At 66.6% G+C, this 26,884-nt stretch carries 25 protein-coding genes; 16 read left to right on the plus strand and 9 right to left on the minus strand.

Going from position 1 to position 26,884, the window contains the following annotated elements:
* Window positions 1–85 precede the first annotated feature (85 nt).
* A complete protein-coding gene (locus ACQR0Z_RS10085) occupies window positions 86–2,593 on the plus strand; it encodes a bifunctional diguanylate cyclase/phosphodiesterase (RefSeq protein WP_434859527.1) in 2,508 nt (835 codons plus the stop codon).
* Here ACQR0Z_RS10085 and ACQR0Z_RS10090 read toward each other — a convergent pair.
* Together ACQR0Z_RS10090 and ACQR0Z_RS10095 are read right to left on the minus strand one after the other, a co-directional pair.
* Window positions 2,547–3,611 (minus strand): helix-turn-helix domain-containing protein, encoded by a 1,065-nt coding sequence (locus ACQR0Z_RS10090; protein ID WP_434918491.1) that lies wholly within the window; start codon window positions 3,609–3,611, stop codon window positions 2,547–2,549. The two genes, ACQR0Z_RS10085 and ACQR0Z_RS10090, sit on opposite strands and share 47 nt — an antisense overlap.
* Window positions 3,612–3,956: 345 nt before the next feature.
* Entirely contained in the window at window positions 3,957–4,202 is a 246-nt protein-coding gene (locus ACQR0Z_RS10095; protein ID WP_434859529.1) for an Lrp/AsnC ligand binding domain-containing protein, read from the minus strand.
* A 122-nt stretch (window positions 4,203–4,324) separates the two neighbouring features.
* On the opposite strand from ACQR0Z_RS10095, the gene thiD reads away from it, so the two are divergent.
* On the plus strand, window positions 4,325–5,125 hold the full coding sequence (thiD, locus tag ACQR0Z_RS10100) for a bifunctional hydroxymethylpyrimidine kinase/phosphomethylpyrimidine kinase (RefSeq protein WP_434918492.1): 801 nt from the start codon (window positions 4,325–4,327) through the stop codon (window positions 5,123–5,125).
* Between the two features lie 118 nt (window positions 5,126–5,243).
* On the plus strand, window positions 5,244–5,702 hold the full coding sequence (locus ACQR0Z_RS10105; RefSeq protein WP_434859531.1) for a nuclear transport factor 2 family protein: 459 nt from the start codon (window positions 5,244–5,246) through the stop codon (window positions 5,700–5,702).
* Between the two features lie 17 nt (window positions 5,703–5,719).
* Here the strand turns inward: ACQR0Z_RS10105 and ACQR0Z_RS10110 are convergent, their stop codons facing one another.
* Window positions 5,720–6,766 (minus strand): AraC family transcriptional regulator, encoded by a 1,047-nt coding sequence (locus ACQR0Z_RS10110; RefSeq protein ID WP_434918493.1) that lies wholly within the window; start codon window positions 6,764–6,766, stop codon window positions 5,720–5,722.
* 150 nt (window positions 6,767–6,916) lie between these two features.
* On the opposite strand from ACQR0Z_RS10110, the gene ACQR0Z_RS10115 reads away from it, so the two are divergent.
* From ACQR0Z_RS10115 to ACQR0Z_RS10165, 11 genes are all read left to right on the plus strand, one after another.
* Window positions 6,917–7,741, plus strand: coding sequence for an alpha/beta fold hydrolase (locus ACQR0Z_RS10115; RefSeq protein WP_434918494.1), 825 nt, complete (start codon window positions 6,917–6,919; stop codon window positions 7,739–7,741).
* Window positions 7,742–7,756: 15 nt separating this feature from the next.
* Entirely contained in the window at window positions 7,757–8,263 is a 507-nt protein-coding gene (locus tag ACQR0Z_RS10120) for a hypothetical protein (RefSeq protein ID WP_434918495.1), read from the plus strand.
* Between the two features lie 30 nt (window positions 8,264–8,293).
* Window positions 8,294–8,938 (plus strand): hydrolase, encoded by a 645-nt coding sequence (locus tag ACQR0Z_RS10125; protein WP_434859535.1) that lies wholly within the window; start codon window positions 8,294–8,296, stop codon window positions 8,936–8,938.
* Window positions 8,939–8,951: 13 nt separating this feature from the next.
* Complete coding sequence (locus ACQR0Z_RS10130) at window positions 8,952–9,239, plus strand: XapX domain-containing protein (protein WP_434918496.1); 288 nt, start codon at window positions 8,952–8,954, stop codon at window positions 9,237–9,239.
* Window positions 9,236–11,113 (plus strand): amidohydrolase, encoded by a 1,878-nt coding sequence (locus ACQR0Z_RS10135; RefSeq protein ID WP_434918497.1) that lies wholly within the window; start codon window positions 9,236–9,238, stop codon window positions 11,111–11,113. The genes ACQR0Z_RS10130 and ACQR0Z_RS10135 overlap by 4 nt, the downstream gene beginning before the upstream one ends.
* Window position 11,114: 1 nt before the next feature.
* On the plus strand, window positions 11,115–11,540 hold the full coding sequence (locus tag ACQR0Z_RS10140; protein WP_434918498.1) for a DoxX family protein: 426 nt from the start codon (window positions 11,115–11,117) through the stop codon (window positions 11,538–11,540).
* 27 nt (window positions 11,541–11,567) lie between these two features.
* Window positions 11,568–12,458 carry a glyoxalase gene (locus ACQR0Z_RS10145; RefSeq protein ID WP_434918499.1) on the plus strand — a complete coding sequence of 297 codons (891 nt, stop codon included), beginning with the start codon at window positions 11,568–11,570 and terminating at the stop codon, window positions 12,456–12,458.
* A gap of 4 nt (window positions 12,459–12,462) precedes the next feature.
* On the plus strand, window positions 12,463–13,872 hold the full coding sequence (locus ACQR0Z_RS10150) for an alginate export family protein (RefSeq protein ID WP_434918500.1): 1,410 nt from the start codon (window positions 12,463–12,465) through the stop codon (window positions 13,870–13,872).
* A 20-nt stretch (window positions 13,873–13,892) separates the two neighbouring features.
* Window positions 13,893–14,582 (plus strand): YoaK family protein, encoded by a 690-nt coding sequence (locus ACQR0Z_RS10155; RefSeq protein ID WP_434918501.1) that lies wholly within the window; start codon window positions 13,893–13,895, stop codon window positions 14,580–14,582.
* A gap of 174 nt (window positions 14,583–14,756) precedes the next feature.
* Window positions 14,757–16,025: an HlyD family secretion protein gene (locus tag ACQR0Z_RS10160; protein ID WP_434918502.1), complete on the plus strand. Its 1,269-nt coding sequence runs from the start codon at window positions 14,757–14,759 to the stop codon at window positions 16,023–16,025.
* A gap of 10 nt (window positions 16,026–16,035) precedes the next feature.
* Window positions 16,036–17,616 (plus strand): DHA2 family efflux MFS transporter permease subunit, encoded by a 1,581-nt coding sequence (locus tag ACQR0Z_RS10165; protein ID WP_434918503.1) that lies wholly within the window; start codon window positions 16,036–16,038, stop codon window positions 17,614–17,616.
* A gap of 501 nt (window positions 17,617–18,117) precedes the next feature.
* Here ACQR0Z_RS10165 and ACQR0Z_RS10170 read toward each other — a convergent pair.
* The 4 genes from ACQR0Z_RS10170 to ACQR0Z_RS10185 are packed head-to-tail and all read right to left on the minus strand — an operon-like array spanning window position 18,118 to window position 22,781.
* The gene (locus ACQR0Z_RS10170; protein WP_434918504.1) at window positions 18,118–18,969 is read right to left on the minus strand and encodes a fumarylacetoacetate hydrolase family protein; all 852 of its coding nucleotides are present in this window, start codon (window positions 18,967–18,969) and stop codon (window positions 18,118–18,120) included.
* 14 nt (window positions 18,970–18,983) lie between these two features.
* A complete protein-coding gene (locus ACQR0Z_RS10175) occupies window positions 18,984–20,306 on the minus strand; it encodes an MFS transporter (RefSeq protein WP_434918505.1) in 1,323 nt (440 codons plus the stop codon).
* A 33-nt stretch (window positions 20,307–20,339) separates the two neighbouring features.
* Window positions 20,340–21,860, minus strand: a complete 1,521-nt coding sequence (locus ACQR0Z_RS10180; protein ID WP_434918506.1) for a bifunctional 3-(3-hydroxy-phenyl)propionate/3-hydroxycinnamic acid hydroxylase — start codon at window positions 21,858–21,860, stop codon at window positions 20,340–20,342.
* A gap of 30 nt (window positions 21,861–21,890) precedes the next feature.
* Window positions 21,891–22,781 carry a VOC family protein gene (locus ACQR0Z_RS10185; RefSeq protein ID WP_434918507.1) on the minus strand — a complete coding sequence of 297 codons (891 nt, stop codon included), beginning with the start codon at window positions 22,779–22,781 and terminating at the stop codon, window positions 21,891–21,893.
* 174 nt (window positions 22,782–22,955) lie between these two features.
* Between ACQR0Z_RS10185 and ACQR0Z_RS10190 the strand changes: the two genes are divergently transcribed.
* The gene (locus ACQR0Z_RS10190) at window positions 22,956–23,675 is read left to right on the plus strand and encodes a GntR family transcriptional regulator (RefSeq protein ID WP_434879110.1); all 720 of its coding nucleotides are present in this window, start codon (window positions 22,956–22,958) and stop codon (window positions 23,673–23,675) included.
* A gap of 326 nt (window positions 23,676–24,001) precedes the next feature.
* Here ACQR0Z_RS10190 and ACQR0Z_RS10195 read toward each other — a convergent pair whose 3' ends face one another.
* On the minus strand, window positions 24,002–24,658 hold the full coding sequence (locus tag ACQR0Z_RS10195) for a TetR/AcrR family transcriptional regulator (protein WP_434859549.1): 657 nt from the start codon (window positions 24,656–24,658) through the stop codon (window positions 24,002–24,004).
* A 171-nt stretch (window positions 24,659–24,829) separates the two neighbouring features.
* Here ACQR0Z_RS10195 and ACQR0Z_RS10200 point away from each other — a divergent pair, with 171 nt between their 5' ends.
* Window positions 24,830–25,258, plus strand: coding sequence for a CHRD domain-containing protein (locus ACQR0Z_RS10200; protein WP_434918508.1), 429 nt, complete (start codon window positions 24,830–24,832; stop codon window positions 25,256–25,258).
* A gap of 13 nt (window positions 25,259–25,271) precedes the next feature.
* On the opposite strand, the gene ACQR0Z_RS10205 is transcribed toward ACQR0Z_RS10200, so the two are convergent.
* Window positions 25,272–26,846, minus strand: coding sequence for an EAL domain-containing protein (locus tag ACQR0Z_RS10205; RefSeq protein WP_434918509.1), 1,575 nt, complete (start codon window positions 26,844–26,846; stop codon window positions 25,272–25,274).
* Between the last annotated feature and the right edge of the window lie 38 nt (window positions 26,847–26,884).

Consider the following 26,884-nt stretch of genomic DNA (forward strand, 5'->3'; position numbering starts at 1 on the left):
CTTTGACCGTCCTTAACTTCAGGCAGCGAGCATGAGCGTCATGTCCCTCGTGTGAGTGAGGGGCAGCCGTCAGGCGGGGGCCATATTGCAGGTTGAAGAGTACAGCGCACCGACGCTGCAACGACGTGATGATGCTCGCAACGGTAGCGGGCGTGAAAGGCTGCGCGCGTCGTTATCAAAATACCGGCTCTATCGTCCCGCCATCATCGCCGCATGCATCGGCGTGGTGCTGTCAGTTGTCGGCACGGTGGCCGTCGGCCGCTGGGAGAACCGGCTGGCGCGGACCGACTTCGAAGGTGTCGCCGAAGCCCAGGCGATCCTGGTGCAGAACGGCGTCAACGAATATGTCAGCCGGCTGACCGCGCTGCGCACCCGCTTCGAATCCGCCAACGACGACATCACCCGCAGCGAGTATCAGACCTTCAGCGCGCGCCTGTTCGAAGCCCATCGCGGCATGCTGCGCCTCGCCTGGCTGCCGCGCATCAAGCGCAAGGAGCGCGGCGAATATGAAGCCGCCGCGATCACCGACGGCGTCCCGGCCTTCCGCATCAAGTCCTATCCGGACGGCACGGTCGCGCCGGAAAGTGACGAGTACTTCCCGGTCTATTTCTCCACCGAGGCCAAGACCTCGCCCGTCTACGGCCTGGACTATTGGAGCATCCCCGATCATCGCGCCGTGCTGGAGCAGTCGCGCGACTACGACGTGATCGGCGCGCTGCGCACGCGGCAGAATCTCATCAATCAGAACGAGCGCAACAACGCGGTGATGATCGGCATCCCCGTCTATGCCAAGGGCACGTCGCGCACCACGGTGGCCGACCGCCGCCGCAATCTCTCCGGCTTCATCGTCGGCGTGTTCGATCTGCCGATGCTGCTGCAGTCGGTGCGTGCGAACAATCCGAACAGCCCGGCACTGCAGATCAACCTGCTGCCGCCCGAGCGCGTCATCAATGCCTCAGGCGTCGATCCGCAGCGCTGGCCGGCCGATCCGAGCATCTGGTCCACCACCTTGCGCATCGGCGATGCCGATTGGGTGTTCCAGGCCGCGCCCGCCGGCGGCGGCCTGGTGGTGAGCCACAACCGGGCGCTTGCGTTGTATGCGGCCGGGCTGGCGACGACGATCTTTCTCGCCGTCTATCTCGCGCTGTCGAGCCGCAACGCGCAGCAGCTCGCGCTCGCCAACCGCCGCGTGCTCGAGCTCGCGCAGACCGACGCGCTGACCGGGCTGTCGAACCGCGCCTTCTTCCTCGAGGAGATGGAGCGCATCAACGACGAAAGGAACGGCCGCTTCACCGTCTTCCTGCTCGACCTCGACCGCTTCAAGAACGTCAACGACTCGCTCGGCCACGGCGCCGGCGACGAGCTGCTGGTGCAGGTGGCACAGCGGCTGCGCTCGCAGCTCCGTTCCAAGGACGTGCTGGCCCGCCTCGGCGGCGACGAGTTCGCGCTGATCCAGGCCGGTGCCGGCGACCAGCGCTTGGCCGCGACCGAGCTCGCCCAGCGTATCACGCGGCTGATCGCCGAGCCGTTCCAGATCAGCGGACAGCGCGTCGAGATCGGCACCAGCATCGGCATCTCGCTGGCCCCGGAGCACGGCCACGACCAGGAGCATCTGCTCAAGAAGGCAGACCTCGCGCTCTACCGCTCGAAGTCCGCTGGCCGCAGCTGCTACACGCTCTATGACGACGCGATGTCCGCCGAGCTCGAGGCGCGCAACACGCTCGAAGGCGACCTGCGCGACGCCATCGCGCAGTGTCAGTTCGAGGTGCACTACCAGCCGTTCTACGACGCCGACACGCGCGAGCGCCGCGGCGTCGAGGCGCTGGTGCGCTGGCGTCACCCGGTCAAGGGATTGGTGCCTCCGGACAAGTTCATCCCGCTGGCGGAATCGACCGGACTGATCGTGCCGCTCGGCGAGTGGATCATCGGTCGCGCCTGCGACGACGCCACCGCCTGGCCCGATGATCTCAAGGTCGCGGTCAATCTGTCACCGGTCCAGTTCAAGCAGGCGGAACTGTTCGACGTCATCCAGTCGGCGCTGGCACGCTCCGGCCTCGATCCGAAGCGCCTGGAGATCGAGATCACCGAGTCGGTGCTGCTGGAGCGCGCCGCTGAAAACGAGAGCTTCATCGACCGGCTCAAGAGCCTCGGCATTTCGCTGGCGCTCGACGATTTCGGCACCGGCTATTCGTCGCTGCGCTCGCTGACCGCGTTCCCCTTCAACAAGATCAAGATCGACAAATCGTTCGTCGCCAATCTCAGCGTTCGCGACGAAAGCGCGGCCGTGATCTCCTCGGTCGTCACGCTGGCGCGCGGCCTCGGCATCCAGATCACTGCGGAAGGCGTCGAGACCGAGGAGCAATTGAAGCAGTTGCGCGAGCTCGGCGTCAACTTCGCGCAAGGCTATCTGCTGGGCCGGCCGATGCCGGTCGAGCAGCTCGAGAAGCACCTGGAGATCGCGCGCGTCGGCACCGACCAGGACGACGCGCAGGAGACCGAGGTGGCTGCGGAGGAGGGCGATCCGCGCCCGGCGGCCGTGGTCGCGCTCATTCCCCGGTCCGGGGCGCTGCTATCCCTCGCATCCAACGGCTGAGCGGCGAGGCCGGCTCAGCCTCCGCGACGGCCTGCGGCCGTTGCAGGCCGAGAATGGCCGCCTCGCGCGCGGCGCTCGGCGTGATGCCATAGGCGGTCTTGAACAGCCGGGTGAAATGCGCGTCGGTGCCGAGCTGCCAGCGCCGCGCCACCTCGCTGATGCGCACCTGGCGCGATCCGGTGCCGGCGAGATCGAAGAAGGCGCGATGCAGCCGCCGGCTGCGGATATAGTCGGCGATGCCACCGATTGGCGCAAACAGCCGGTACAGCGAGGCGCGCGACAGACCGAAATGCAGCGCGATTGCGTCGGCGCTCAGCTCGGGGCTCGCCAGCTGGGACTCGATGTATTGCCGGATGCGCAGCAGCGAGGCGTCGGCCGTCACGCTGCGGTCGACATCGCGCCGCTCGAGCTCGCCGCGCAGGCAGGCAGAGATGAGCGCGATCGTGCCGTCGACCACGGCGTGGCACTCGTCGAAGCTCATCCGCGGGGCGCATTCGAGCAGTGCGCCGAAATGCCGCGCCAGCAGCGGCGCCATGGCGCCGTCATGCGGCAGCACCAGCCCGTGCAGATCCTCGACCCGCAGCAGACGGGCGTCGAACATGGGGCGCGGGACCACCATGGTCAGGTTCTCGAAACGCGTCGCTCGCGTTTCGAGTGTCTGGGCGAGATCGAGCACGCAGAGATCGCCGGCGTCGACCTTGATGGCGCGTTGACCCGCGACGCCGGTGTAGCCGCCTCTGACGTAGAGCTGGACGATGACATGATCGACGCCGCTGCGTGCGATCGTCTCCGCCGAGCGCCGGAAGCGCTGGCTGCTGGCGCGAGCCGATCCGAGCAGGATGGAGCCCAGCGCGTAGGACACGACGTCGGCCCTGAACGGCTCGGCTTCACCGAAGGCGAGCTCGTCGACGTCGAAGAACGTCGAGACGGCCTCGCGCCAGGCTGCAATGTTGGTCGCGGTGTCCATCTGCGCGGCTGAGAAGCCGTAACTCGGCAGCAGGGACGAAACGGCTGTCATCTCACTCTTCACACGACGTCGCAGACTGTCTTGAGCGTTCGTCTCAATGTCTTGATCGTTTGTCTCGGACGGCTCGCTCGCCTTGACCCGGTCCGCCGGGCACCCGTTATAGGACGCCTATCGCCAAGTTGCGGAAAAGGAAAGCCGGACTGTTCGACGGTCCCCCCGTTGCCCCTCGCGGTCGAAGGGTCCCGGCTTTCCGCCCCGCCAAGATCATCTGGCGCGAGGCCGGGATCGGCCACCATCGTCTTTCATGACGAAACCATGCTTGACCCATTTTGAGGACTTCGGCGCCCGTCGGTGACGACGGGCGCCTTTGTCGCGGCCAGCCTCGAACGACCGACGCTAGCTGGCGCCAAAGGCCTTGAACGTGATGATGGTATGGGTGTCCTGGATGCCCGGCAGCACCTGCACCTTCTCGTTCACGAAGTGGCCGATGTCGGTGGCGTTGTCGACGTAGAACTTCACCAGCAGGTCGTAATTGCCCGCCGTCGAATAGATCTCCGAGGCGATCTCGGCCTCTGCCAGCGCATTGGCCACGACGTAGGACTGGCCGAGCTTGCACTTGATCTGGACGAAGAAGGGAACCATTGCAGAAGGTCTCCGGAAGGCGTTTCAAGCCTCAATATAGCGTTTTCCGGCGAAGTCGATACGGTTTCTCCGGCGACCGGGCCTGCTTGCCGGGCGCGACCGGCCCGCGCTAGGAGAGGAGCATGAGCACCCCCGTCGCACTCACCATTGCCGGCTCCGACTCCTCGGGCGGAGCGGGTATCCAGGCCGACCTGAAGACCTTTGCCGCGCTGTCGGTCTACGGCGCCTCGGTGCTCACGGCGCTGACCGCCCAGAACACGACCGGCGTGACCGGGGTGCACCTGGTGCCGCCCGATTTCGTCGCGGCCCAGATCGACGCCGTGTTCAACGATCTCGCGGTCGGCGCGGTCAAGATCGGCATGGTGGCGCAGGCGCCGATCGCCGAGGCGATCGCGGCGAGCCTCGACCGCTGGACGCCCAGGCATGTGGTGCTCGATCCCGTGATGGTGGCGACGTCAGGCGCCCGGCTGCTGCCGGAGGACGCCATCGACGCGCTGCGCCGCCGGCTGATCCCCCAGGCGACGCTGATCACGCCCAACCTGCCGGAAGCGGCGGCGCTCCTGGACGAGGCGGTCGCGACCTCCGAGGAGGCGATTGCCGCGCAGGGCCGGCGCCTGCTCGCGCTCGGCTGCCCGGCGGTGCTGATCAAGGGCGGCCACGGGCAGGGCGCAGAGAGCACGGACTATCTCGTCACGGCCGAGCACACCATTGCCCTGCCGTCGCCGCGGGTCGCCACGCAGAACACCCACGGCACCGGCTGCTCGCTGTCATCGGCCGTCGCCGCCGGATTGGCAAAGGGCGAAAGCCTTGAGACGGCTGTGCGCAACGCCAAGGCCTTCATCTCCGGTGCGATCGCGGCAGCCGATCGATTCACGGTCGGTCATGGCCACGGGCCGGTGCATCATCTCTACCGGTTCTACTGAGGTCACACGGTTTTGAGACCGCAATCTGCGGTCCATCCGCGTGATGGCGATCGATCATGCTACGTGGGGACGGGCCGTCGATCATCACGGACGGTGCTTGGTATCAGGGGATGATTGTATGAGGACAGGAATCGTCGCGGCGCTGGCTGTTGCGCTTGCCGGTATCGTTGCGACGCCCGCGCTGGCGGAGCGCGCCTATTCGGCCGACGAGGAGCGCAACAAGCAGATCGTGCTCGACTTCTATGAGCAGGGGCTGAACCGCAAGGATTTCGCGGCCGCCTCGAAATATCTCGGCAGATACATCCAGCACAATCCGAGCGCCGAGGATGGCCCGGAAGGCTTTCGCAAATTCATCGAATTCCTGAAGGCGAAGTATCCGCAATCCCGCAGCGAGATCACCAAGGTGCTGGTCGACGGCGATTTCGTCATCCTGCGCGTGCATGCCGTCCGCGAGCCCGGCACGCGCGGCAATGCGATCGTCGATATCTTCCGCCTGAAGGACGGCAAGATCGAGGAGCACTGGGATTCGGTGCAGCCGATCCCCGAGCAGTCGGCCAACACCAACGGCATGTTCTAGCGCCGCGGCGCGGCCGCTCACTTCTGCTGGGCGGCCTCGATCTCGCGCGAATGCCCGTTGCTGATGCGTGCCCGATACTCGCCCGGCGATTCACCAAACCAGCGGTTGGAAGCGCGGAAGAACGTGCTCTGATCGGCATAGCCGAGCAGATAGCCGATGTCGGTCAGCGACAGGCGCTGATCGGCGAGATGGCGCTGGGCAAGCTCCCGCCTGGTCTCGTCGACGAGATCGCTGAACGAGAGGCCCTCGTCGGCGAGCCTGCGCTGGAAGGTGCGATCGCTCAAGCCAAGCGCAGCCGCGATGGCCGAGCGCAACGGGCTGCCGTCCGGAAGCAGTCTGGCGATCGCGACGCGCGCACGATACGCGGTGTCGGTCTTGACCAGCCGCTCCAGCGCCTCGTCGGCGATGCGGTCGTGGATCGGCATCAACTCGGGCGCCGAGGTCGTCAGCTTGCAGGCGAGATCCTCATCCGACACCAGGAAGCCGTTGAACGGGGCATCGAATTCGAGCGGTGACTGGAACGCTCTGTTGTAGGCCGCGATCGACAGCGGCACGGCATGCGTGAAGCGTGCCGCGAGCGGCGTCAGCGGACGGTCGAGCATCCAGCGGCACAGATTGAGCAGATTGATGATGCCGTAGTCGTAGCGCTGCCGCGGGATCGGGCATTCGCCGCCATAGACGTCGGTGCGCACCCAGCGGCCACCCTGGCCGTCCTCCAGCGTGATCGCGACGGCATCGCTGACCAGGCACATGTAGCGGATCAGCCGCGTCAGGCCCGTCTGCAGGTCCGGGCTCGACATCATCGCATAGCCCGCGACGCCATAATTGTGCGGACGAGGGGCTGCGACATTGACGAGGCCGATATCGGGATTGCCCGAGCGTTCAGCCGCCAGCACCCACAACCGGCTCAAGGCCTCCGTGGGCCAGCGGCGATCGCAATCCTCGAGATCCGCGATCGACAGGCCGGCCTCGGCGAACAGCGCGGCCGCATCGAGGCCTTGCTCATTGAACGTGCTGGCGACGCCACGCATCCAGGCTGACGATGTGGATCGAAGCTGCGCCATCCCCTCGGTTACCCCATGGCTTCTGGAGCCAGTGCTTTGGCGTCCTCGGATCATTGTGCAGGTGCACATGAGACTGCATAGCACCTGGAATTGGCGATCGCGATACGAAATTCGTCGGAGCGATCGTGCGGCTGGCTCAGGAGACAAACCATGCCCGTTCTCAAAACCAACGACGGTACAGAGATTTACTACAAAGACTGGGGTACCGGTCAGCCGATCGTGTTCAGCCATGGCTGGCCGCTGTCGTCCGACGATTGGGACGCGCAGATGATGTTCTTCCTCAATCATGGCTTCCGCGTCATCGCCCATGATCGCCGCGGCCACGGCCGCTCGGCCCAGGTCTCCGATGGCCACGACATGGACCACTACGCCGACGATCTGGCGGAACTGACCGCGCATCTCGACCTCAGGAACGCCATCCATGTTGGCCATTCGACCGGCGGCGGCGAGGTCGTGCATTATCTCGCGCGTCACGGCGAGAGCCGCGCGGCCAAGGCCGCGATCATCGCCGCCGTGCCGCCGCTGATGGTGCAGACCGCGGCCAATCCGGGCGGCTTGCCCAAGTCGGTGTTCGACGATTTCCAGACCCAGACCGCGACCCGGCGTTCGGAGTTCTACCGCGAGGTCGCCGCCGGCCCGTTCTACGGCTTCAATAAGCCCGGCGCCAAGCCGTCCGAGGCTGTCATCCAGAACTGGTGGCGGCAGGGCATGATGGGCAGCGCCAAGGCGCATTATGACGGCGTCGTCGCGTTCTCGCAGACCGACTTCACCGAGGATCTCAAGAAGATCACGCTGCCGGTGCTGGTGATGCACAGCGAGGACGATCAGATCGTGCCCTATGCCGACTCCGCGCCGCTTTCGGCCAAGCTGCTCAAGAACGGCACGCTGAAGACCTACAAGGGCTTTCCGCACGGCATGCCGACCACCGAGGCCGCGACCATCAACGCCGATTTGCTGGCTTTCATCAAGGGCTGATCAGAGGAGAGTTGCATGACCTGGGGAATTCCGACGAGTCTGTTTCTTCAGATTCACGTGGTGCTGAGCCTCATCGGAATTGCCTCCGGGCTCATCATGCTCGGTGGCATGCTGGCGGGCCGCCATCTGGCGGTGTGGGCGGCGCTGTTCCTGCTCACGACCTTCCTCACCGGCGTGACCGGGTTTCCGCTGCCGCCGTTCGGCCTCGACCCGCCGCGCATCATCGGCATCATCCTGCTCGCGCTGCTCACGGCGGCCGCTGCCGCGCTCTATGTGTTCGCGCTGTCGGGATGGTGGGGACGCGTCTACGTCGTGACGTCGCTGCTCTCGCTCTATCTCAACGTCTTCGTTGCCATCGTGCAGTCGTTCCAGAAGATCGGCGCGCTCAACGCGCTGGCGCCGACGCAGAGCGAGCCGCCGTTTGCGGCTGCTCAGATCGTCACTCTCTTGCTGTTCATCGGCCTCGGCATCGTCTCATGGCGGCGGTTCGCCTCCGTCGCGCCGCGAGCTTCCCTGGCCTGAGTCAATTATCCGCTTCTCAAGGAGAACCACGTGTCCAAGCTCGAAATGCTCACCCCCCAGAACTGCGCCGTCGCGCTCATCGACTACCAGCCGGCGATGTATCAGGGCGTGCAGTCGCACGACCGTCTCGGCGTGTTCAACAACATCCAGATCGTCGCCAAGGCGGCCAAGCTGTTCAAACTGCCGACGGTGATCACCACGGTCGCCAAGGATTCGTTCTCCGGCCCGTTCATGCCGGAGATCACCGAGCTGTTTCCGGAGCACGACATCGTCGACCGCACGGCGATGAACTCCTGGCTCGACGCCGGCTTCCGCAAGCAGGTCGCCGCCACCGGCCGCAAGAAGTTCATCATCGCGGGACTCTGGACCGAGGCCTGCGTGCTGTTCCCGACCTTGGACATGCTGCGCGAAGGCTACGAGATCTACATCCCGGCCGACGCCTGCGGCGACCTGTCGCTCGAGGCGCACAACCGCGCGATGGATCGCGCGGTGCAGGCCGGCGCAGTGCCGATCACCTCGTGCCAGTTCGCCTTCGAACTGCAGCAGGACTGGGCGCGCGCCGAGACCTATGACGGCATGATGGAGATCCTCAAGGCGCATTCGCCCTACGGCATCCAGATCCGCTTCTCCAAATGGGCGCTCGGCGAGCACGCCTCCGAAGGCGGCGCGAAGTAGTCAAGGGTGCATCATGAAGATCTATCTGCTCTCGCTCGGGGCAGGGCTGTTGGTCGGCGTGATCTACAGCCTGCTTCAGGTCCGCTCGCCGGCGCCGCCTCTGGTGGCGCTGGTCGGCCTGCTCGGCATCCTCGTCGGAGAGCAGGTGATCCCCGTGGGCCGGCAGCTCCTCGATGGCAGCAGCATTGCTGCGGCCTGGCAGAAGGCGGCCTGCGCCACGCACATCTTCGGCCTGCTGCCCGGCCATCACGGCCGGGCGGAGACCACGACCACTCCTGCGCCAGACGAGAAGGCCTCATGAGCGACCATCCCGATCTCATCCTGCATCGCGGCCTGTTCACGACGCTCGACCGCTCCAACCCGCAGGCCAATGCGGTCGCGATCAAGGACGGCGTGTTCACGGCGGTCGGCCACGAGCAGGACGTCATGAAGCTCGCCGGCCCCGCGACGAAGCTGATCGATCTCAAGGGCCGCCGCGTGCTGCCGGGCCTGATCGACAATCACCTCCACATCATCCGCGGCGGGCTCAACTTCAACATGGAGCTGCGCTGGGACGGCGTGCGCTCGCTCGCTGACGCCATGGCGATGCTGAAGGCGCAGGTCGCGATCACGCCGCCGCCGCAATGGGTGCGCGTTGTCGGCGGCTTTACCGAGCATCAGTTCGTCGAGAAGCGCCTGCCGACGATCGACGAGCTCAATGCGGTCGCGCCGGATACGCCGGTGTTCCTGCTGCATCTGTATGATCGTGCGATCCTGAACGGCGCCGCGCTGCGCGCCGTCGGCTATGACAAGGACACGCCGCAGCCGCCGGGCGGCGAGATCGTGCGCGACGCGCAAGGCAATCCCACGGGGCTGCTGCTGGCCAAGCCGAACGCGGCCATCCTCTACGCGACGCTGGCCAAGGGACCGAAGCTGCCGTTCGACTACCAGCTCAACTCCACGCGCCACTTCATGCGCGAGCTGAACCGGCTCGGCGTCACCGGCGCGATCGACGCCGGCGGTGGCTTCCAGAACTATCCCGACGACTATGCCGTGATCCAGAAGCTGTCCGATGACGGCCAGCTCACGATCCGGCTCGCCTACAATTTGTTCACGCAGAAGCCGAAGGGCGAGAAGGACGACTTCCTGCGCTGGACGCAGAGCTCGTCCTACAAGCAGGGCAACGACTATTTCCGCCACAACGGCGCCGGCGAGATGCTGGTGTTCTCGGCCGCCGATTTCGAGGATTTCCGCGTGCCGCGGCCGGACATGCCGCCGGAGATGGAAGGCGAGCTCGAAGAGGTCGTGCGCATCCTCGTGCAGAACAAATGGCCGTGGCGGCTGCACGCGACCTATGACGAGACCATCTCGCGCGCGCTCGACGTGTTCGAAACAGTCAACCAGGATACGCCGCTCGACGGCATCAACTGGTTCTTCGACCATGCCGAGACCATCTCCGACCGGTCGATCGATCGCATCGCCGCGCTGGGCGGCGGCATCGCCGTGCAGCACCGCATGGCCTATCAGGGCGAATACTTCGTCGAGCGCTACGGGTTTGGCGCGGCCGAGGCGACGCCGCCGGTGAAGAAGATCCTGGACAAGGGCGTCAAGGTCTCCGCCGGCACCGACGCGACGCGGGTCGCGTCCTACAATCCCTGGGTCTCGCTGTCGTGGCTCGTGACGGGGCGCACGGTCGGCGGCCTGCGGCTGTATCCGCAACGCAATTGTCTCGATCGCGAGACGGCGCTGCGGATGTGGACCGAGAACGTCACCTGGTTCTCCAACGAGGAGGACCGGAAGGGCCGCATCGAAGTCGGCCAGTTCGCCGACCTGATCGTGCCGGATCGCGACTACTTCTCCTGCGCCGAGGCCGAGATCGCCGACATCACCAGCCACCTCACCATGGTCGGCGGCCGCGTGGTCTACGCGGCGTCCGACTTCAAGGCGCTCGACGATGCCGAACCACCGCCGGCGATGCCGGATTGGTCGCCGGTGCGCCGTTTCGGCGGCTACGGCGCGTGGCTCGCGAAGGACGACAATGGCGCCGTGCGTGCGCAGGCGATGCAGATGTGCGGCTGCGCCAATGCCTGCGGCGTGCACGGCCACGACCACGCCCGCTCCTGGTCGAGCCAGCTGCCGGTCGCCGACGTCAAGAGCTTCTGGGGCGCGCTCGGCTGCGCCTGCTGGGCGGTCTGAGATGGCGGCATTGTCCGATACGCCCCGGCCGATCGCCGCGGTGCTCGGCCATCCGTGGCTGTGGCCGCTGGCTCGGCTCGCGCTGGTCTCCGCCTATCTGATCGGCGGCGTCCAGAAGCTGACGGACTTCCCAGGCGCGGTCGCCGAGCAGGCCCATTTCGGCCTGCAGCCGGCGGCGCTGTGGGCGATCGCCGCGATCGCCGTCGAGCTGATCGGCTCGCTGCTCGTCGTGGTCAACCGGTTCGTCTGGCTCGGTGCCGGAGCGCTCGGCGTGCTCACCTTCGTCGCGATGCTCACCGCCAACGACTTCTGGCACATGGAGGGCCATGACCGCTTCATGGCGCTTAATGCCTTCTTCGAGCATCTCGGCCTGATCGCAGGCCTGGTGCTCGTGTCCATCATGTCCTGGCGTGCCCGCCGCGCCTGATCCGGTTTCTATTTGTCTGAGGTTGTCATGGTCCGCTCCCGTCATCTGCTCGGCGCACTTGTCGCCGCCACGCTGCTCGCCGCTCCCGCGCTCGCCAAGGACGCTGCGCCCCTCATTGGAGTCGGCGCGCAATACGACACGACGCATGTCTATGTCGCGCCCGACGATGTCGAGAAGTTCGTCACCAGCTTCCTGGCGACCTTCGGCGGCCAGAGCACCAAGCAGGTCGTCGCAACGGTGACACCGACGCCGAGCAGCACGACCTCGCAGCTGCTGCAGACGCCGGTCGGCACGGTGTCGCTGTTCGGCTTCAAGACTCCGATCCCATATCCGTTCGGCGCCGAGCGCACCGGCTATCTCGTCACCGACATGGACGCCGCCATCAAGGCGGCCAAGGCCGCCGGCGCCGACGTCGTGGTCTCGCCGTTCCCCGACCCGATCGGCCGCGATGCCGTGATCCAGTGGCCGGGCGGCGTCAACATGCAGCTCTACTGGCACACGACCAAGCCGTCCTATGCGGCGTTCGAGACGGTTCCGGAGAACCGCGTCTATGTCTCGGCTGATCGCGCCGAAGCCTTCACGCGCGCCTTCCTCCGCTTTGCGAAAGGCAAGGTCGTTTCCGACGAGGCCAAGGCGCCCGGCGTCGAGATCGGCCGTCCCAACGATCGCTACCGGCGCATCCGCATCGAGTCGGTGTTCGGCCGCATGACCGTGCTCGTCACCGACGGCCATCTGCCATTTCCGTTCGGCCGCGAGATGACCGGCTATGAGGTCGCCGACCTCAAGGCGACGCTCGACAAGGCCAAGGCGTCGGGCGCGACCGTGCTGGTCGAGCCCTTCACCGCCGACAAGCGCGAGCAGGCCTTGGTGCAGTTTCCCGGCGGCTATGTCGCGGAGATCCACGCGCTGGTAAAGTAACCCGATGGGGACACGCGTGCGGACGGGTCAGGCACTGACGAGGACGGCGGCCGCGCTTGCGATGGTCGCGATGTCGTGCGGCCTCGCCGTTGCCGAGGACGCCCGTCCCGCCATCCGCACCAACCGTTGGCAGGAGGATTGGTCCGTTCTTGCCAATCCGGCGCTGCGCACGCAGCCGTTCGATCCGATCAAGTACATTCCGCTGCAGGCCGGCGTGCCGCAGAGCTACGTCTCGTTCGGCATGACCCTGCGCGAGCGATTCGAGAGCCTGGACGCGGCGAGCTTCGGCGTCGGCGGCGCCAAGCCCGATTCCCACGTCCTGCAACGGCTGCAGATCCATGCCGACGCGCATTTCGACGAGCACTGGCAGGCGTTCGTCCAGCTTGAGGACGCGAGAGCCTTCGGCAAGGCGAACATCACCTCGGTCGACCAGAACCCGCTCGACCTCCGGCTGGCTTTCCTCGCCTACGTCAACACGACGGAGCAGGGCACGTTCAAGGCCCGTGTCGGCCGGCAGGATTTCGACTTCGACCTGCAGCGCTTCGTCTCCTCGCGCGACGGGCCGAACGTGCGCCAGTCCTTCGATGCGCTGTGGGGCGACTGGGAGAGCGGTCCCTGGCGCTTCATCGGCTTCGTCAGCCAGCCGGTGCAGTACAATCTGGTGCGGCCGTTCGACGACACCTCGAACGGCAAGTTCCTGTTCCACACCTTCCGCGTCGAACGCCAGGTGCTCGGCACCAACGAGCTGTCGGCGTACTACTCCTACTACCAGCGCGATAATGCCCGCTTCCTCGACGCCGCGGGCCTCGAGCAGCGCCACGTGCTGGACCTCCGCTTCGCCGGCAAGCTCGCCGGCTTCGACTGGGACCTCGAAGCCATGGGGCAGGCGGGCTCGGTCGGCGCCAAGCAGATCCGCGCCTGGGGCGCCGGCGCGCGCGCCGGCTACACCTTCGCCGATGTCGCCTGGCAGCCGCGCATCGGCCTGCAGCTCGACGGCGCCTCCGGCGACCGCCATCGCGGCGACGACAGGATCGAGACCTTCAATCCGCTGTTCCCGAACGGCTACTATTTCTCGCTCGCCGGTTTCACGGGCTACACCAACCTGATCCACCTCAAGCCGTCGCTGACGGTGAAGCCGACCGCCGCGCTGTCGTTCATGGCCGCGGTGGGCCTGCAATGGCGCGCGACGGTGTCGGACGCGATCTACGTCCAGCCCAATGTCGCGGTGGCCGGCACCGCCGGGCAGGGCAGTCTGTGGTCCGGCGCCTATGCGCAGCTGCGCGCCGACTACCGCTTCAATGCCAACCTCACCGGCGCGATCGAAGCCGTGCACTACGACATCGGCGATACGCTCCGCCGCGCCGGCGGCCACGATTCCGACTACATCGGCGTCGAGCTGAAATACGCGCTCTGACGAAGGAAGGCAGAAACACCATGGCGACCACCGACTCGCGCATCGTCCCGCTGCTGCTCAGCGCCAATGCCGGCTATGTCGACACCGCCGGCTTCCTGGCGCTGCAGGGCCTGTTCACGGCGCATGTCACCGGCAACTTCGTCACCTTCGGCGCGGCGCTGGCGCTCGGCACGTCGGGCGCGATCGCAAAGCTGCTGGCGCTGCCAGTGTTCTGCGTCGTCGTGATCGCGACGCGGCTGACCGGCACGCTGCTGTCGCGCAGATGGTCGCGCGCCTTCGAGATCCTGATCGCCGTCAAGCTTGTGTTACTCGTGCTCGGGGCCGCGCTCGCCATCCATTTCGGCCCGTTCCACAACGGCGACAGCCACGAGGCGATCCTCACCGGCATGGTGCTGGTGGCGGCGATGGCGATCCAGAACGCCGTGCACCGGATCCATCTGCCGACCTCGCCGCCCTCCACCCTGATGACCGGCACCACCACGCAGGTGATGATCGACATCGCCGACAAGATCTATGTCGGCGACAAGGGCCAGGCGCCGCCGCCCGCGCGGCTGGTGCAGATGGCGGTCAATGTCGCGGCTTTCGCGCTCGGCTGCGGCGCGGCCGCGCTGCTGTTTGTCAGGCTCGGCAGCTGGTGCTTCGTGATCCCACCTGTTGTCGCTGCGCTGACGCTCGTCGCGCGCATGGCTGGTCCGCCGCCGGCGCGCTGAATTCCAGCTCGTCATCGCGGCCAGCCGATCCGATCGTGCCTATGATTGGATGACGGAAATTTTAGGGTCTGCTCACGAAAAGTTATCGATCCAGAAGCGGGGCTCCGGGCTTGCCTGTTGAGATCCGTTCTCTATTTTAGAACGGAACAGTTTCGTTCTTTTCGGAGCGCCGCAATGGCCGTCCAACCGTCCACCACCGAGTCCACGCCGCCCTCCAAGCCTTCCGATCCGGCCATCCCGGCGCGCGAGCGCGCGTTGAAGCAATGGCGCGGCGATGCCGTCAAGGAGCTCCGCCGCGAGGCCGATCGGGAAACGCATCAACCGGATGAGACTGCTCCCGCCCCGGAGGGGCAGAGCGAGCAGGGCGACAAGCCGCGCCGAGGCGTGCTGCGGCGGCATCCGGTGGGGACCGCGCTGGGACTCGTTCTGCTGCTGGCCGCCGCGACCGGAGGCTACGTCTATTACGACGCGGCGGGCCATTTCGAGAGCACCGACGACGCCTTCATCGCGGCCCGCCAGTTCTCGATCGCGCCGAAGGTCTCAGGCTACATCACCGCGGTTCCGGTCACTGACAACCAGCATGTCAAGGCTGGCGATGTGATCGCCCGCATCGACGACCGCGACTACAAGACGGCGCTGGCGCAGGCCGAGGCGCAGGTCAGATCGGCGGAGGCGGCGATCCACAACATCGACGCGCAGATCGCGGTCCAGCAGGCGCAGATCACCGCGGGCCAGGCCCAGGTCGAGCAGTCGCAGGCCGGGCTGACCTTCGCCCAGCAGCAGGCCGACCGCTATCAGCAGCTCGCCCGCACCGGCTCCGGCACCGTGCAGAGCGAGCAGCAATATACCTCGCAGCTTCAGCAGGCGAAGGCCGGACTGACCTCGGCGCAGGCCAACCTGCAGGTCGCGCAGCGGCAGCTCGAGTCGCTGAAGGCGCAGCGCGAGAGCGCCGAGGCCAATCTCGCCCAGGCGCAGGCGCAGCGCGACCAGGCGCAGCTCAATCTGTCCTACACCACGGTGACCGCGGCGCAGCCGGGCCGTGTCGTCAACCTCAGCGCCGCCGACGGCCAGTTCGCCGCCCAAGGCACGGCGCTGTCGATGTTCGTGCCCGACGAGGTCTGGGTCACCGCCAATTTCAAAGAGACTCAGCTCGACCAGATGCGTCCCGGCCAGCCGGTGACCCTCGAGATCGACGCCTATCCGGAGCGCGAGATCCGCGGCCATGTCGCCAGCGTGCAGTCCGGCTCGGGCCCGGCGTTCTCGCTGCTGCCGCCGCAGAACGCGACCGGCAACTACGTCAAGATCGTGCAGCGCGTGCCGGTGAAGATCGACATGGACGATCCGCCGACCGATGTCGCGCTCGGCCCGGGCATGTCGGTGGTGCCGACCGTGCGGGTCGATCCCAAGCCCTCGCTCTATGAGCGGTTGAAGGCCGTGCTGTAAGAGGTTTGCCATGAGTGAGGCTGCTGCTCCCTCCGCGCCGCGCGCCGGCAGTCCGTGGATCATCGCGGTGCTGGTCGCGCTTGCGACCTTCATGGAGGTGCTCGACACCACCATCGCCAACGTCGCGCTGCCCTATATCGCGGGCGGCATGGGCGTCAGCCAGGACGAATCCTCCTGGGTGGTGACGACCTATCTCGTCTCCAACGCGATCATCCTGACCGCGTCGAGCTATCTCGCCAAGCGCTTGGGCCGCAAGACCTTCTTCATCATGTGCCTCGGCCTGTTCACCCTGAGCTCGGTGCTGTGCGGCTTCGCCTGGAACCTCCAGGTGCTCTTGCTTTTCCGGATCCTGCAGGGGCTCGGCGGCGGCGGCATGGTGCCGGTGGCGCAATCGATCCTCGCCGACTCCTTTCCGCCTGAGAAGCGTGGCCAGGCGTTCGCGCTGTTCGGCGTCGCCGTTGTCGTCGCGCCCGTGGTCGGTCCGACGCTCGGCGGCTATCTCTCGGACAATGCCTCCTGGCACTGGTGCTTCCTGATCAACGGCCCGGTCGGCGTCGCCGCGATGGTGCTGATCGGACTGATCCTCAAGGAGCCGCAGGAGGTCACCGAGGAGCGGCGCAAGCAGGCGCATGGCTTCGACGTCGTCGGCTTCATCCTGGTCGCGACCTTCCTTGGCGCGCTCGAGCTGATGCTCGATCGCGGTCTGGAGGACGACTGGTTCGACTCGCGCTTCATCGTGATCACGGCCGCGGTCTGCGTCACCGCCTTCATCGCCATGATCCCCTGGGAGATGAACCAGAAGAACCCGACCGTGGACGTGCGCATGCTGGCCTCGCGCCAGTTCGGCGCCTGCTTCCTGGTGATGCTCGCGACCGGCGCCATCCTGCTCGGCACCACGCAGATGCTGCCGCAGATGGTGCAGCAGGATTTCGGCTATACTGCCACCTGGGCCGGGCTCGTGCTGTCGCCCGGCGGCCTGGTCACCATGGCCATGATGTTCGCGGTCGGGCGGCTTTCCGGCAAGGTGCAGCCGAAATACATGATCATGACCGGCGCCGCCGTCGTGGCGTTCGCGATGTATGACCTGACGCGGGTCTACGCCAATGTCGACTTCTGGTTCTTCGCGGAATCCCGCATGCTGATCGGCATCGGCCTGCCGCTGATCTTCCTGTCGATCACGACCGCGTCCTATAACGGCATTCCCCCTGAAAGGACCGACCAGGCCTCGGCGCTGATCAACGCCGCGCGCAACACCGGCGGCTCGATCGGCGTGTCGCTCGCCGCCAACATCCTGGCGCATCGCGGCCAGTTCCACCAAAACCGTCTCGTCGAGGGCACCATCCCGTCGAACCCGGCCTATCAGGACACGCTGAACCAGGTCACCAACTACTTCGCCGCCCACGGCAGCTCGATGGTGCTGGCAAAGCAGCAGGCGCTGGCCTGGATCGGCCAGACCGTGCAGACGCAGTCCTCGCTGCTGGCCTATGTAGATGTGTACTGGGCGCTGATGCTGATCTCGCTGTCGGCGATTCCGCTGGCGCTGACCCTGCGCAAGGTGAAGCTCGGCGGCGGCCCGGCAATGGCGCATTGAGGGGGAATTGGGATCTCGGCTGTCATTCCGGGGCGATGCGCAAGCATCGAACTACGTTGCGCAGTTGCGCACCTGAGAATCTCGAGATTCCGGGTTCAGCCCTGGCGGGCTGCCCCGGAATGACGATGGCCTCCTGACTCTCGCTCCCGCTTCCCGTCATTCCGGGCTCATTCGCGCGCAAAATGGCGAAGCCATTTTGAGGCAGCGCGAATGAGCCCGGAATCCATACCCATAGGCCGTTATGTTGGGCGAGAGCGGCAGTGGTCGGAATGTCGGTACGCCATTGATAGTCGTGGTGATGGATTCCGGGCTCGCGCTACGCGCGCCCCGGAATGACGGAGGAGAGCGTTCGATTGTAGGGTGGGCAAAGGCGCTGCCGTGCTCTCTCCACCAACGCCGGCGACAATGGCGCCGTGCCCACCGTTTGCTGATGAGTTCGCCGATGCACGGTGGACACGCCGCCGCCTTCGGCGGCGGCTTTGCCCACCCTACAAGGCGAGCTCACACCGCTTCGTCCGCGATCCCGTTCCGCAGCAGCCCGATCTTGTCGATCTCCACCTCCACCACGTCGCCCGGCTTCATCCACAGCGGCGGGGTGCGGCGGGAGCCGACGCCGCCGGGGGTGCCGGTGGCGATGACGTCGCCGGGCTCGAGCCGGGTGAAGGACGAGCAGTATTCGATTTGGCGCGGGATATCGAAGATCATCTGGCTGATCGTCGCCTCCTGCACCACCTCGCCGTTCAGCCGCGTCTGAAGCCTGAGCGGGCCGAGATCGTCGATCTCGTCTGCGGTCACGAGCCACGGCCCGAACGCGCCGGTGTCGGGAAAATTCTTGCCCGGCGTGAACTGATGGGTGTGGCGCTGGAAGTCGCGCACGCTGCCCTCATTGTAGCAGGCATAGCCCGCGATGTGCTTGAAGGCTTCGGCGCGCGGGATGTAGCGGCCGGGCTTGCCGATGACGACGGCGAGCTCGCCTTCGAAATCGAGATCGGTCGAGACACGCGGGCGGATGATGTTCGCCAGATGCCCGGTCTGGCTGTTGGCGAAGCGGCCGAACACCGTGGGGTTCTCGACCTCTGAGCGGCCGGTCTCCTTGCGGTGGGTCTCGTAGTTCAGGCCGATGCAGAGGATCTTGTCGGGGTTGGGGATGACAGGCAGGAAGGTGATGGCCGACAGCGCATGCCGCTTGGCGCCGCTGGCCGCCGCCGCCGCCTCCTTCAGCGCATCGGCGGCGATCGCCGATTTCAGGTCCGGGAAGCGATCGCGCAAGACGACGCCGAGATCGGCGACCTCGTCGCCTTCGACCAGTCCCCAGGACGGCGTGTTGTTGATGGTGAAGCTCGCGAATTTCATGGGATGTCCTCTGGTCAGGTCGAGACCGCCGCGACGGCGGAGGGGGAGGTTGGTTCCTGCGCCGTCCGCGCGAAGCGCGCAATGGTGCGCTCCGGGAAGATCAGGGCGAAGGCGGAGATGGCGCCGACGATGAGCACGCCGGCGGTGAAGGTCATGGCATGGGCGTAGCCGAGCGGCGCGTTGGGGCCGGCCTCACCGACGATCCAGCCGGTGAGCGCATTCGAGATCAGTGCGGAGGCGGCGTTGCCGGAATAGATCACGACGATCAGGCGGCCGCGCTGCACGGCCGGCGCGATGGCGCCGAGCGCGACCGGGCCGAAGATCGTGGTGAGGCTGGGGGCGGCGAAGGCAATCGCAACGCAGGCGAGCTGCAGCGGACCCGACGTGACGATGCTGAGCAGCAGCGCGCAGCCGGCGGCGAGCAGCGCAAGGCCCGAGGCATGGCCGAGGCAGGCGCGCAGGCTGAAGCCGCGCCGCTGCAAATATTGCGTGAGCCAGGAGCCGCCGAGCAGCAGGGGCGACTGGAACAGATAGATGCCCGAAATGATCCAGCCGACATCGACCTGCTTGTAGCCGAGCCCGAGCTGCAGATATGGCGGCAGCCAGGTCGCGGACATGCCGACGATCCAGTACGACGCGGTCGACATGATGATGACGCCGATCACCGTCGCATCGCCCCACAGCACGCGCGCGGGCAGCGCCTTGTCCTTTGCAGTCGCAGCCTCCGGCGCGTGGGCCGAGTAGGGGCCCTCGCCGCCGACGAAGAACCAGCCGACCATCCAGGCGAGCCCGAGCAGGCCGCAGAACAGGAAGCCGGTGCGCCAGCCATAGTTGACGATGACATAGGTCAGGATCGGACCGCCCGCCAACAGACCGACGCTGATGCCCTGCAGCACCACCGCGCTCGGCACGCTGCGCTTATCCGCTGGAAACCAGTTGTAGCAGGCATGCAGCGCGGTCGGCAGGCCCGGGCCTTCGCCGGCGCCGAGGATGATGCGGCAGATCACCAGCACGGCGATCGAGCTGGAGAAGAAGATCGGAAGCTGCGTCGCCGACCAGATGCCGGCCATGATCAGCAGCAGCCATTTCACCGGGAAGCGCCCGACCACGAACATGCCGACCGCCATGCCCGACAGCGAGAACAGCAGGAAGAAGCTGCTGCCGATCAGGCCGAAATCCTTCGGGCTCAGGCCCAGCTCCTTCATCATCGGCACGGCCGACAGGCCGAACACCAGCTTGTCGAAGAAATTCAAGGTCTGGAACAGGAACAGCATGATGAGGACGGCGATGGCGCGTCCTCCTGCCGATCCGGTCGTGGCTCCCGTTGGTGTCGTCATGGCGCTTCCCCGTGTGATTGATTGTTTTTGTGATTAGTTCAGTCGGTCGTTCAGCTCGCTCAGCAGCGCGGCAAGTTCCGGCGCGTCCTGGGCGACGCCGTAGACATAGTGGTCGGGCCGCACCAGCGCGGCGTGGCAGCCGTGGCGCTCGAACCAGCGTTCGACCACGCCGCTTTCCTCCCGCAGGCCGCCGCCGCCGATGGCGATCGCCGTGATGTCGGACGGCAGGGTCGGAGCGTTCAGCGCGCGGCCGTCGAGCACGAGGCGCCAGCCGCTGCCGGCGACCGTGTCGAGCAGCGCGCGGCCGCCGTCGCCGACGATCCAGGGCTGCGGAAACAGCGTGCCGTTGGCGGCGTTCGGCTTCGAGGCCAGCAACCCCGTCGTGAGCGGCGGCACGATCTCCTGCCGGGTGATGGTGCGTGGCGCGCCGCCGCCTTCGGCGAGAATGCGTTCGTCGCGCGCTGCCGCGGCGACCGGATCCTGCTCGCAGATGACGCGGCCGATCGCCTTGATGCGCGTGGTGAGCTCGCGCACATGGGTGCTGCGCTCGGCTTCGTAGCTGTCGAGCAGCGTGTCATGCGACTTGCCGCGCAGCACGCGGATCAGCTTCCAGCTGAGGTTCGCTGCATCGCGCAGGCCCTGGCACATGCCCTGGCCGATGAAGGGCGGCTGCTGATGCGCGGCGTCGCCGGCGAGCAGCACGCGGCCCTGCCGCCAGCGGCTCGCGACCAGCGCATGGAAGCGATAGCTCGCCGCACGCCACAGCTCGCCATCCTCGGGAGAGAGCCAGGGCGACAGCAGGCGCCAGACCTGCTCCGGCTGCTCCATCGCGTGGCGGTCCTCGCCGGGGCGGAGCATGATCTCGAAGCGGCGGTGATTGCCGGGCCCGATGATGTAGGTCGTCGGCCGCGCCGGATTGCAGAACTGAGCGGCCGTCTTTGGCAGCTTGCCGGCGCCTGTCACGTTGACGCGCAGGTCCACCACCAGCCACGGCTCGTCGAAGTCGAGATCGTCGAAGCGGATGCCGAGTGTCTGGCGAACGGTGCTGGAGGCACCGTCGCAGGCGATGACGTAGTCGGCGCTGACCTCGCGCGTGGAGCCATCCTCTCGCTGCAGCACGACGGTTGCCGCGTTCGCATCCTGCCGGATGTCGGTCAGCGTCGTGCCGAGCTCGACCGTCACCGAGGGACAGGCGGCGACGCGGTCGCGCATCACCTGCTCGACCGGCGGCTGGGTGAACACCATGCTCGGCGTGTAGCCGAGCGGGTAGGGCTCGCCGACCATGTCGATGCGCCGGATCAATTGCCCTTGCGCGCCAAAGTGCTCGGAGGCCGGGAACGGCGCGACGTAGCGGCTGACTTGGTCGGCGATGCCGAGATTGTCGAACAGCCGCATGATCTCGTGGTCGAGCGCGATCGCCCGCGGCTTGTCGTAGATGTCGCGGGCGCGGTCGATCGCGAGCGTGGAGATGCCCGCGCGGCCGAGCAGGCTGGCTGCGACGGCGCCGGTCGGACCGAAGCCGATGATGACGACCTGATGATGTTCTGTTGACATGACGCGGGAGGCTCGTAGCTGGGACTGAGATCAGGCGAAGCCGACCGCGAGCTGCGCGGCTTTGACGTGATCGGCCTTGGGCGGCGCGATGCCCCATTGATCGGTGCGGCCGGGCGGCCAGACCCAATGCTCCGGGCCGTGCACGACATAGTCGTCGTCGACCTGCAGCACCTCGGCGGTGTATTCGATGACGGTACCGACGGGATCGATGAAATAGGCGAACACGTTGTCGCCCGGCCCGTGGCGGCCGACGCCCCAGGCGATCGGATAGCCGGCATCGATCATGCGGCCGGCGCCGCGCATCACGCCCTCCCAGGTCGGCATCAGGAAGGCGACGTGGTTCAGGCTGTTCACCTTGGCGCTCGCGATGACGACGGCATGGTGGTCGGAATTGCAGCGGACGAAGGCCATCGCCGCCGAGCGATCCGTCAGCCTGAAGCCGAGCGCCTTCTCATAGAACGCGGCGGTGCGGTCCACATCGGTGCTGTTGAGATTGACGTGGGCGAGGCGCTCCGGCAGCTCCGGCCGCGATGGCCTGGCCTCATGCGTGATGTCGCCATGCACGAAGCGCAGCGTGCAGCCCTCCGGGCTGCGCAGGCTCAGGATCACGCCGCCATCGGGCGCCGGGTTCGGCGCGGCGGCCGCGATCAAGGTCGCGCCCTCGCGGATGGCGTGGCGGGCGATGGGCTCGAAATCGCTGACCTCGGCGACGCGGAACGTCACCGCCTTCAACTCGGTGCGGTCGCTTCGGTGCAGCGCGACGACGTGATGGTCGCTCCCGGTCGCGCGCAGATAGACGACGCCATCGGCCGTCGCGACCCGCTCCAGCCCCCAGACGTCGCGATAGAACGCCTCGGACCGGCCGAGATCGGACGTGCCGAGGTCGACGCTGCGCAGAGCCGTGACCGGAAATCGGGTCATGGACGAGTCCTCCGGCGCGATCCCTGCCAGGAGCGCGCGATGCTTTTTGCTTTCGGCCGGCGATGCGGCTGAGCTCTTTTATTACATAAAAAATCGAAATCAATCAGAATTTATAAATTTTATGTTTCGAGACCAAGCTCTATACATGAGCGGCGATTCCGAGGGAGATCGAAATTGGACGCGGTGATCGAGGCCGACGGGCAGGGCCCGTCGACCCAGGCAAGCCATGTGTATGACCGGCTGCGCGAGGACCTGCTGTCCGGGCGGCTGGCACCGTCGCGCAAGCTACAGATGCGCTTCCTGACCGAGACCTATCAGACCGGGCAGACGCCGCTGCGCGAGGCGCTCAACCGCCTCACCGCCGACGGGCTGGTCGAGGTGCGCGAGCAGCGCGGCTTCTACGTCAAGGACATCAGTCGCGCCGAGCTCGCCGAACTGACCAAGACGCGCTGCTGGGTCGAGGCGCTGGCGCTGCGGGAGTCGATGAAGGCGGCAACGCCGTCCTGGGAGGAACAACTGGTGCTGGCGCAGCATCGCCTCAGCCGCGCGCCGCGCTCGCTCAGCGCCACGACGTTCGAGGACAATCCGGAGTGGGAAAAGCTGCACCGGATCTATCATCGCGTTCTGATCGCAAATTGCGGCTCGCAGTCTCTGATCGGATTCTGCGAGCAGCTCGCCGACCAGCTCTATCGCTACCGCCGGCTCTCGATCCGCAAGGCGTTCCCGTCACGCGCCGTCGGCGACGAGCACGCCGCAATCGTGCAGGCGGTGCTGAACGCCGATGTCGAGGGCGCGGTCGCGCTATTGACCGCGCACTACCAGCGCACGGCCGACGTCATCCTGCAGGACGAGACGATCTTTCCGGAGCTGAAGGCGAGGGGCGGGGAGAAATAGGTGTTGCGGCATCTGCCGGAGTGCCAGCTCCAGCGCGACGCCTAGCGCATCCCCAACATCGTGAGTGATGTGCCGGCTCTCTCCCCCCGTCATTCCGGGGCGCGCGCAGCGCGAGCCCGGAATCCATAACCACGTCTGTCAGCGTGGCCCACGCTTTCCGCCACGCACATCTCGCACCTCATCACAGCCTGTGGCTATGGATTCCGGGCTCGTTCGCGCTGCTCCAAAATGGCTGCGCCATTTTGCGCGCGAACGCCCCGGAATGACGGCGGCTGGGTGAGGGGCCGTTTACGTTCCGCGCGATCAGCTGGCGAAACTATCTACTTTTACGTCGCCGCCGACAGGAAAAAATCCACACGCCCTTCCACATAGGCCTGCGCTTCCTTCTTCAGCGCGCGCATGTCTTCGCCGAGCAGGGCGCGGAACAGCATCGAGAACACGACGAGATCGATGAAGATCTTCGCGGTCTCCCCGATCCTGTCGGCTGCGAAGGCGCCCTTGCCGTAAAGGCCTTCGGCGCGTGCCAATTCGGCGATCGCTTGGCCGACATTGCGCGTCGCGCGCTCGCGCGCCGAATCCTGGATCTCCAGCGTCAGTTCGGGGAAGCGCGGGTTCTCGGCGATCGCCGTGCGCATCAGGCCGATGGTCTCGCCGACGAAGGCGCGCTCGATCAGCGTCAGCGCCAGGTTGACGAGGCGCGCGCGGAAGCTGCGCCCCTGCGGCACCAAATTCTCATATTGCGTGTTGTTCGCCGCCTGGCGGGCGATCACCGCCGCGAACAGCGCCGCCTTGCTGGGGAAGCGCGCGTAGATTGTCGGCTTGCCGGCCCGCGCGGTCTGCGCGATTTCGTCGACGCTGGCGCCCTCGAAGCCGTGGGCGAGGAACACCGTCTTGGCGGCATCCAGGATGCGCTCCTCGACCTCGCCGGCACGTTCGAGCGAGGGCCGTCCGACCTTGCCGCGCGCCGTCTTGGAAGCAGCCATCCGTTCCGCCATCGCCTTCTGTCGTGCTCCTCGTGGGGGTCCGCCTGTTTGGCACAGCGGCCGCTTCTGATCAATCAAGCCGGCTGCCGCGGGTTCAGTACGGCTTGCGGAATATCGGCTTGCCTCGAGGGGTCTCACACTCCAGACTGCGGAAAACATCTGGGGGAAGCCATGCATCGGACGTCTGGCTGGGCGCTGCTCGCCTTCTTGGCCGGCCTCGCGGCCGCGCCGCTCGCTCACGCCGACACCATCGTCCTGAAATCGGAGCTGAAGGCCGCCAACGAGGTGCCGCCGAACGCGAGTACGGCCTCGGGCAGTGCGGAGGCAACCTTCGACATCGCGACCAGGACGCTGACCTGGAAGATCACCTTCTCAGGCCTCAGCGGGCCGCCGATCGGCGCGCATTTCCACGGCCCGAGCGAGCCCGGCAAGACCGCCGGCATCGTGCTGCCGTTCAAGAGTCCGGAGCCGCCGATCACCGGCGCGGCGGCGCTCACCGAGGCGCAGGCCGCCGATCTGCTGGCCGGGAAGTGGTACGCCAACATCCACACCCAGGCCAATCCGGGCGGCGAGATCCGCGGCCAGATGATCAGGCAGTAGTTGGACGAGCGCGCTACGCCGCCAGCTCCGGCTTGGTCACGCGGCCGGCCGGAGCCGCGATGCGCCGCATCTCGAGGAACTGCTTGAAGCGGTCGAGCGACAGCGGCGGGGCGACCAGATAACCCTGGCCTTCCTCGACGCCGCAGGCGAGCAGCGCGTCGACCTGCTCCTGATGCTCGATGCCCTCGGCGACGACGGACATGTCGAGCTCGCGCGCCAGCGCCACCAGCATCTGCACCACCACGACCGCGGACTGGTCGCGCGTGATCGCATCGACGAAGAACTTGTCGATCTTCAGGATGCGCGCGCCGAGCCGCTGGATGGTGGAGAGCCCGCTGTGGCCGATGCCGACGTCGTCGAGCGCGATGCGGAAGCCGAGCTCGCTGAGCTCCTTCACCACCGTCGTCGCCTTGGTGAGGTCGGCGAGTTCCTCGCGCTCGGTGACCTCGATCACGACCTGGCGGGTCGAGACCGAGGAGGAGGCGACAACCTTGCGCAGCTCCTCGATGAAGCCGTCGCCGAGCAGATGGCGCGGCGTGATGTTGACCGACATCTTGAACAGCTTGTCCTGCTTCATCTCCGGCTGCAGTTCGCGCAGCGCGGCCTTCAGGATCTGCCAGGTCAGCTTCTCGATGCGGCCGGTGTTCTCGGCGAGCGGGATGAAGCTCATCGGCTGGATCACCCGGCCGTCGGCTCGCTCCCAGCGAGCCAGGATCTCGCAGCCGACGATATCGCCGGTCCTCAACCGGAAGGTCGGCTGCAGATAAGGCTTGAACTCATGGGCCGCGAGCCCGCGGTCGAGTTCGGCGACCGGATCGACCGGCCGGTTGAGGTAGCTCGCGAGCAGCAGGCCGAACAGGCCTCCGAGCACGCCGGCGGCGAGCATGGTCAGGAGATAGGCTGTCTCCTGCCGCGCGCTCAGGCCGTGCGGCCGGACATGGATCGTGGCCTGCAGCGGATAGCGGTCGGACACGGTGGTGAAGGCCACGGATTGCGCCGACGGCCTCGCCGCTGCGCCTGGATGATAGCCGGCGACCTGCTCGCCGTCCGGCAAAGTGAGCGTAATGGTGCTCTCGCCGCGCAGACCGACCGGCATCACGTCGAGCAGATTGCCGTCGATGCGCAGGATCGCCGCCAGCGATGTCGAGGCGTCGATGTCGCGCATCACCGCGAACGCGGCGCCCGTGAACTGCTCGACCCGGAACAGCCGCAGCTCGCCGTCGGTCGACTTGAACATCTCCTCCTGCCGCGCCCAGCCATTGTCGAATTCGAGCGTCTCGGGATAGGCCGCGCACAGCACCGAGCCGTGCCGATCGACGGTGCGAATGTCCTTGACGATCGTTCCTTGATAGACGCTCAGGCGCAACGCCTGCAGCGCGAGGGCGCTGCAATCCATCGGCCCCTTGGCGATCAGGCGGTTGAGGATCGCGCCGGCGGAATCGATCGCGGCCTCGGAACGGCGCAGCGCCACCTTGCTGAGTTCGCTGAGCTGCCGTGTCGTCTGGCCGCCGATCAGTGCGGTCACGGCGAGATCGGCGCCGGCCAGGAAGATCCCGACACAGGCGGCCACGGCTCCGACACGAAGCATGTGTTTGCGTTGCAACGCCATCGTGTCGTGAACGTCCC

Source organism: Bradyrhizobium sp. HKCCYLS3077 (assembly GCF_051167555.1).
In the GTDB taxonomy this organism is placed as follows: Bacteria; Pseudomonadota; Alphaproteobacteria; order Rhizobiales; family Xanthobacteraceae; genus Bradyrhizobium.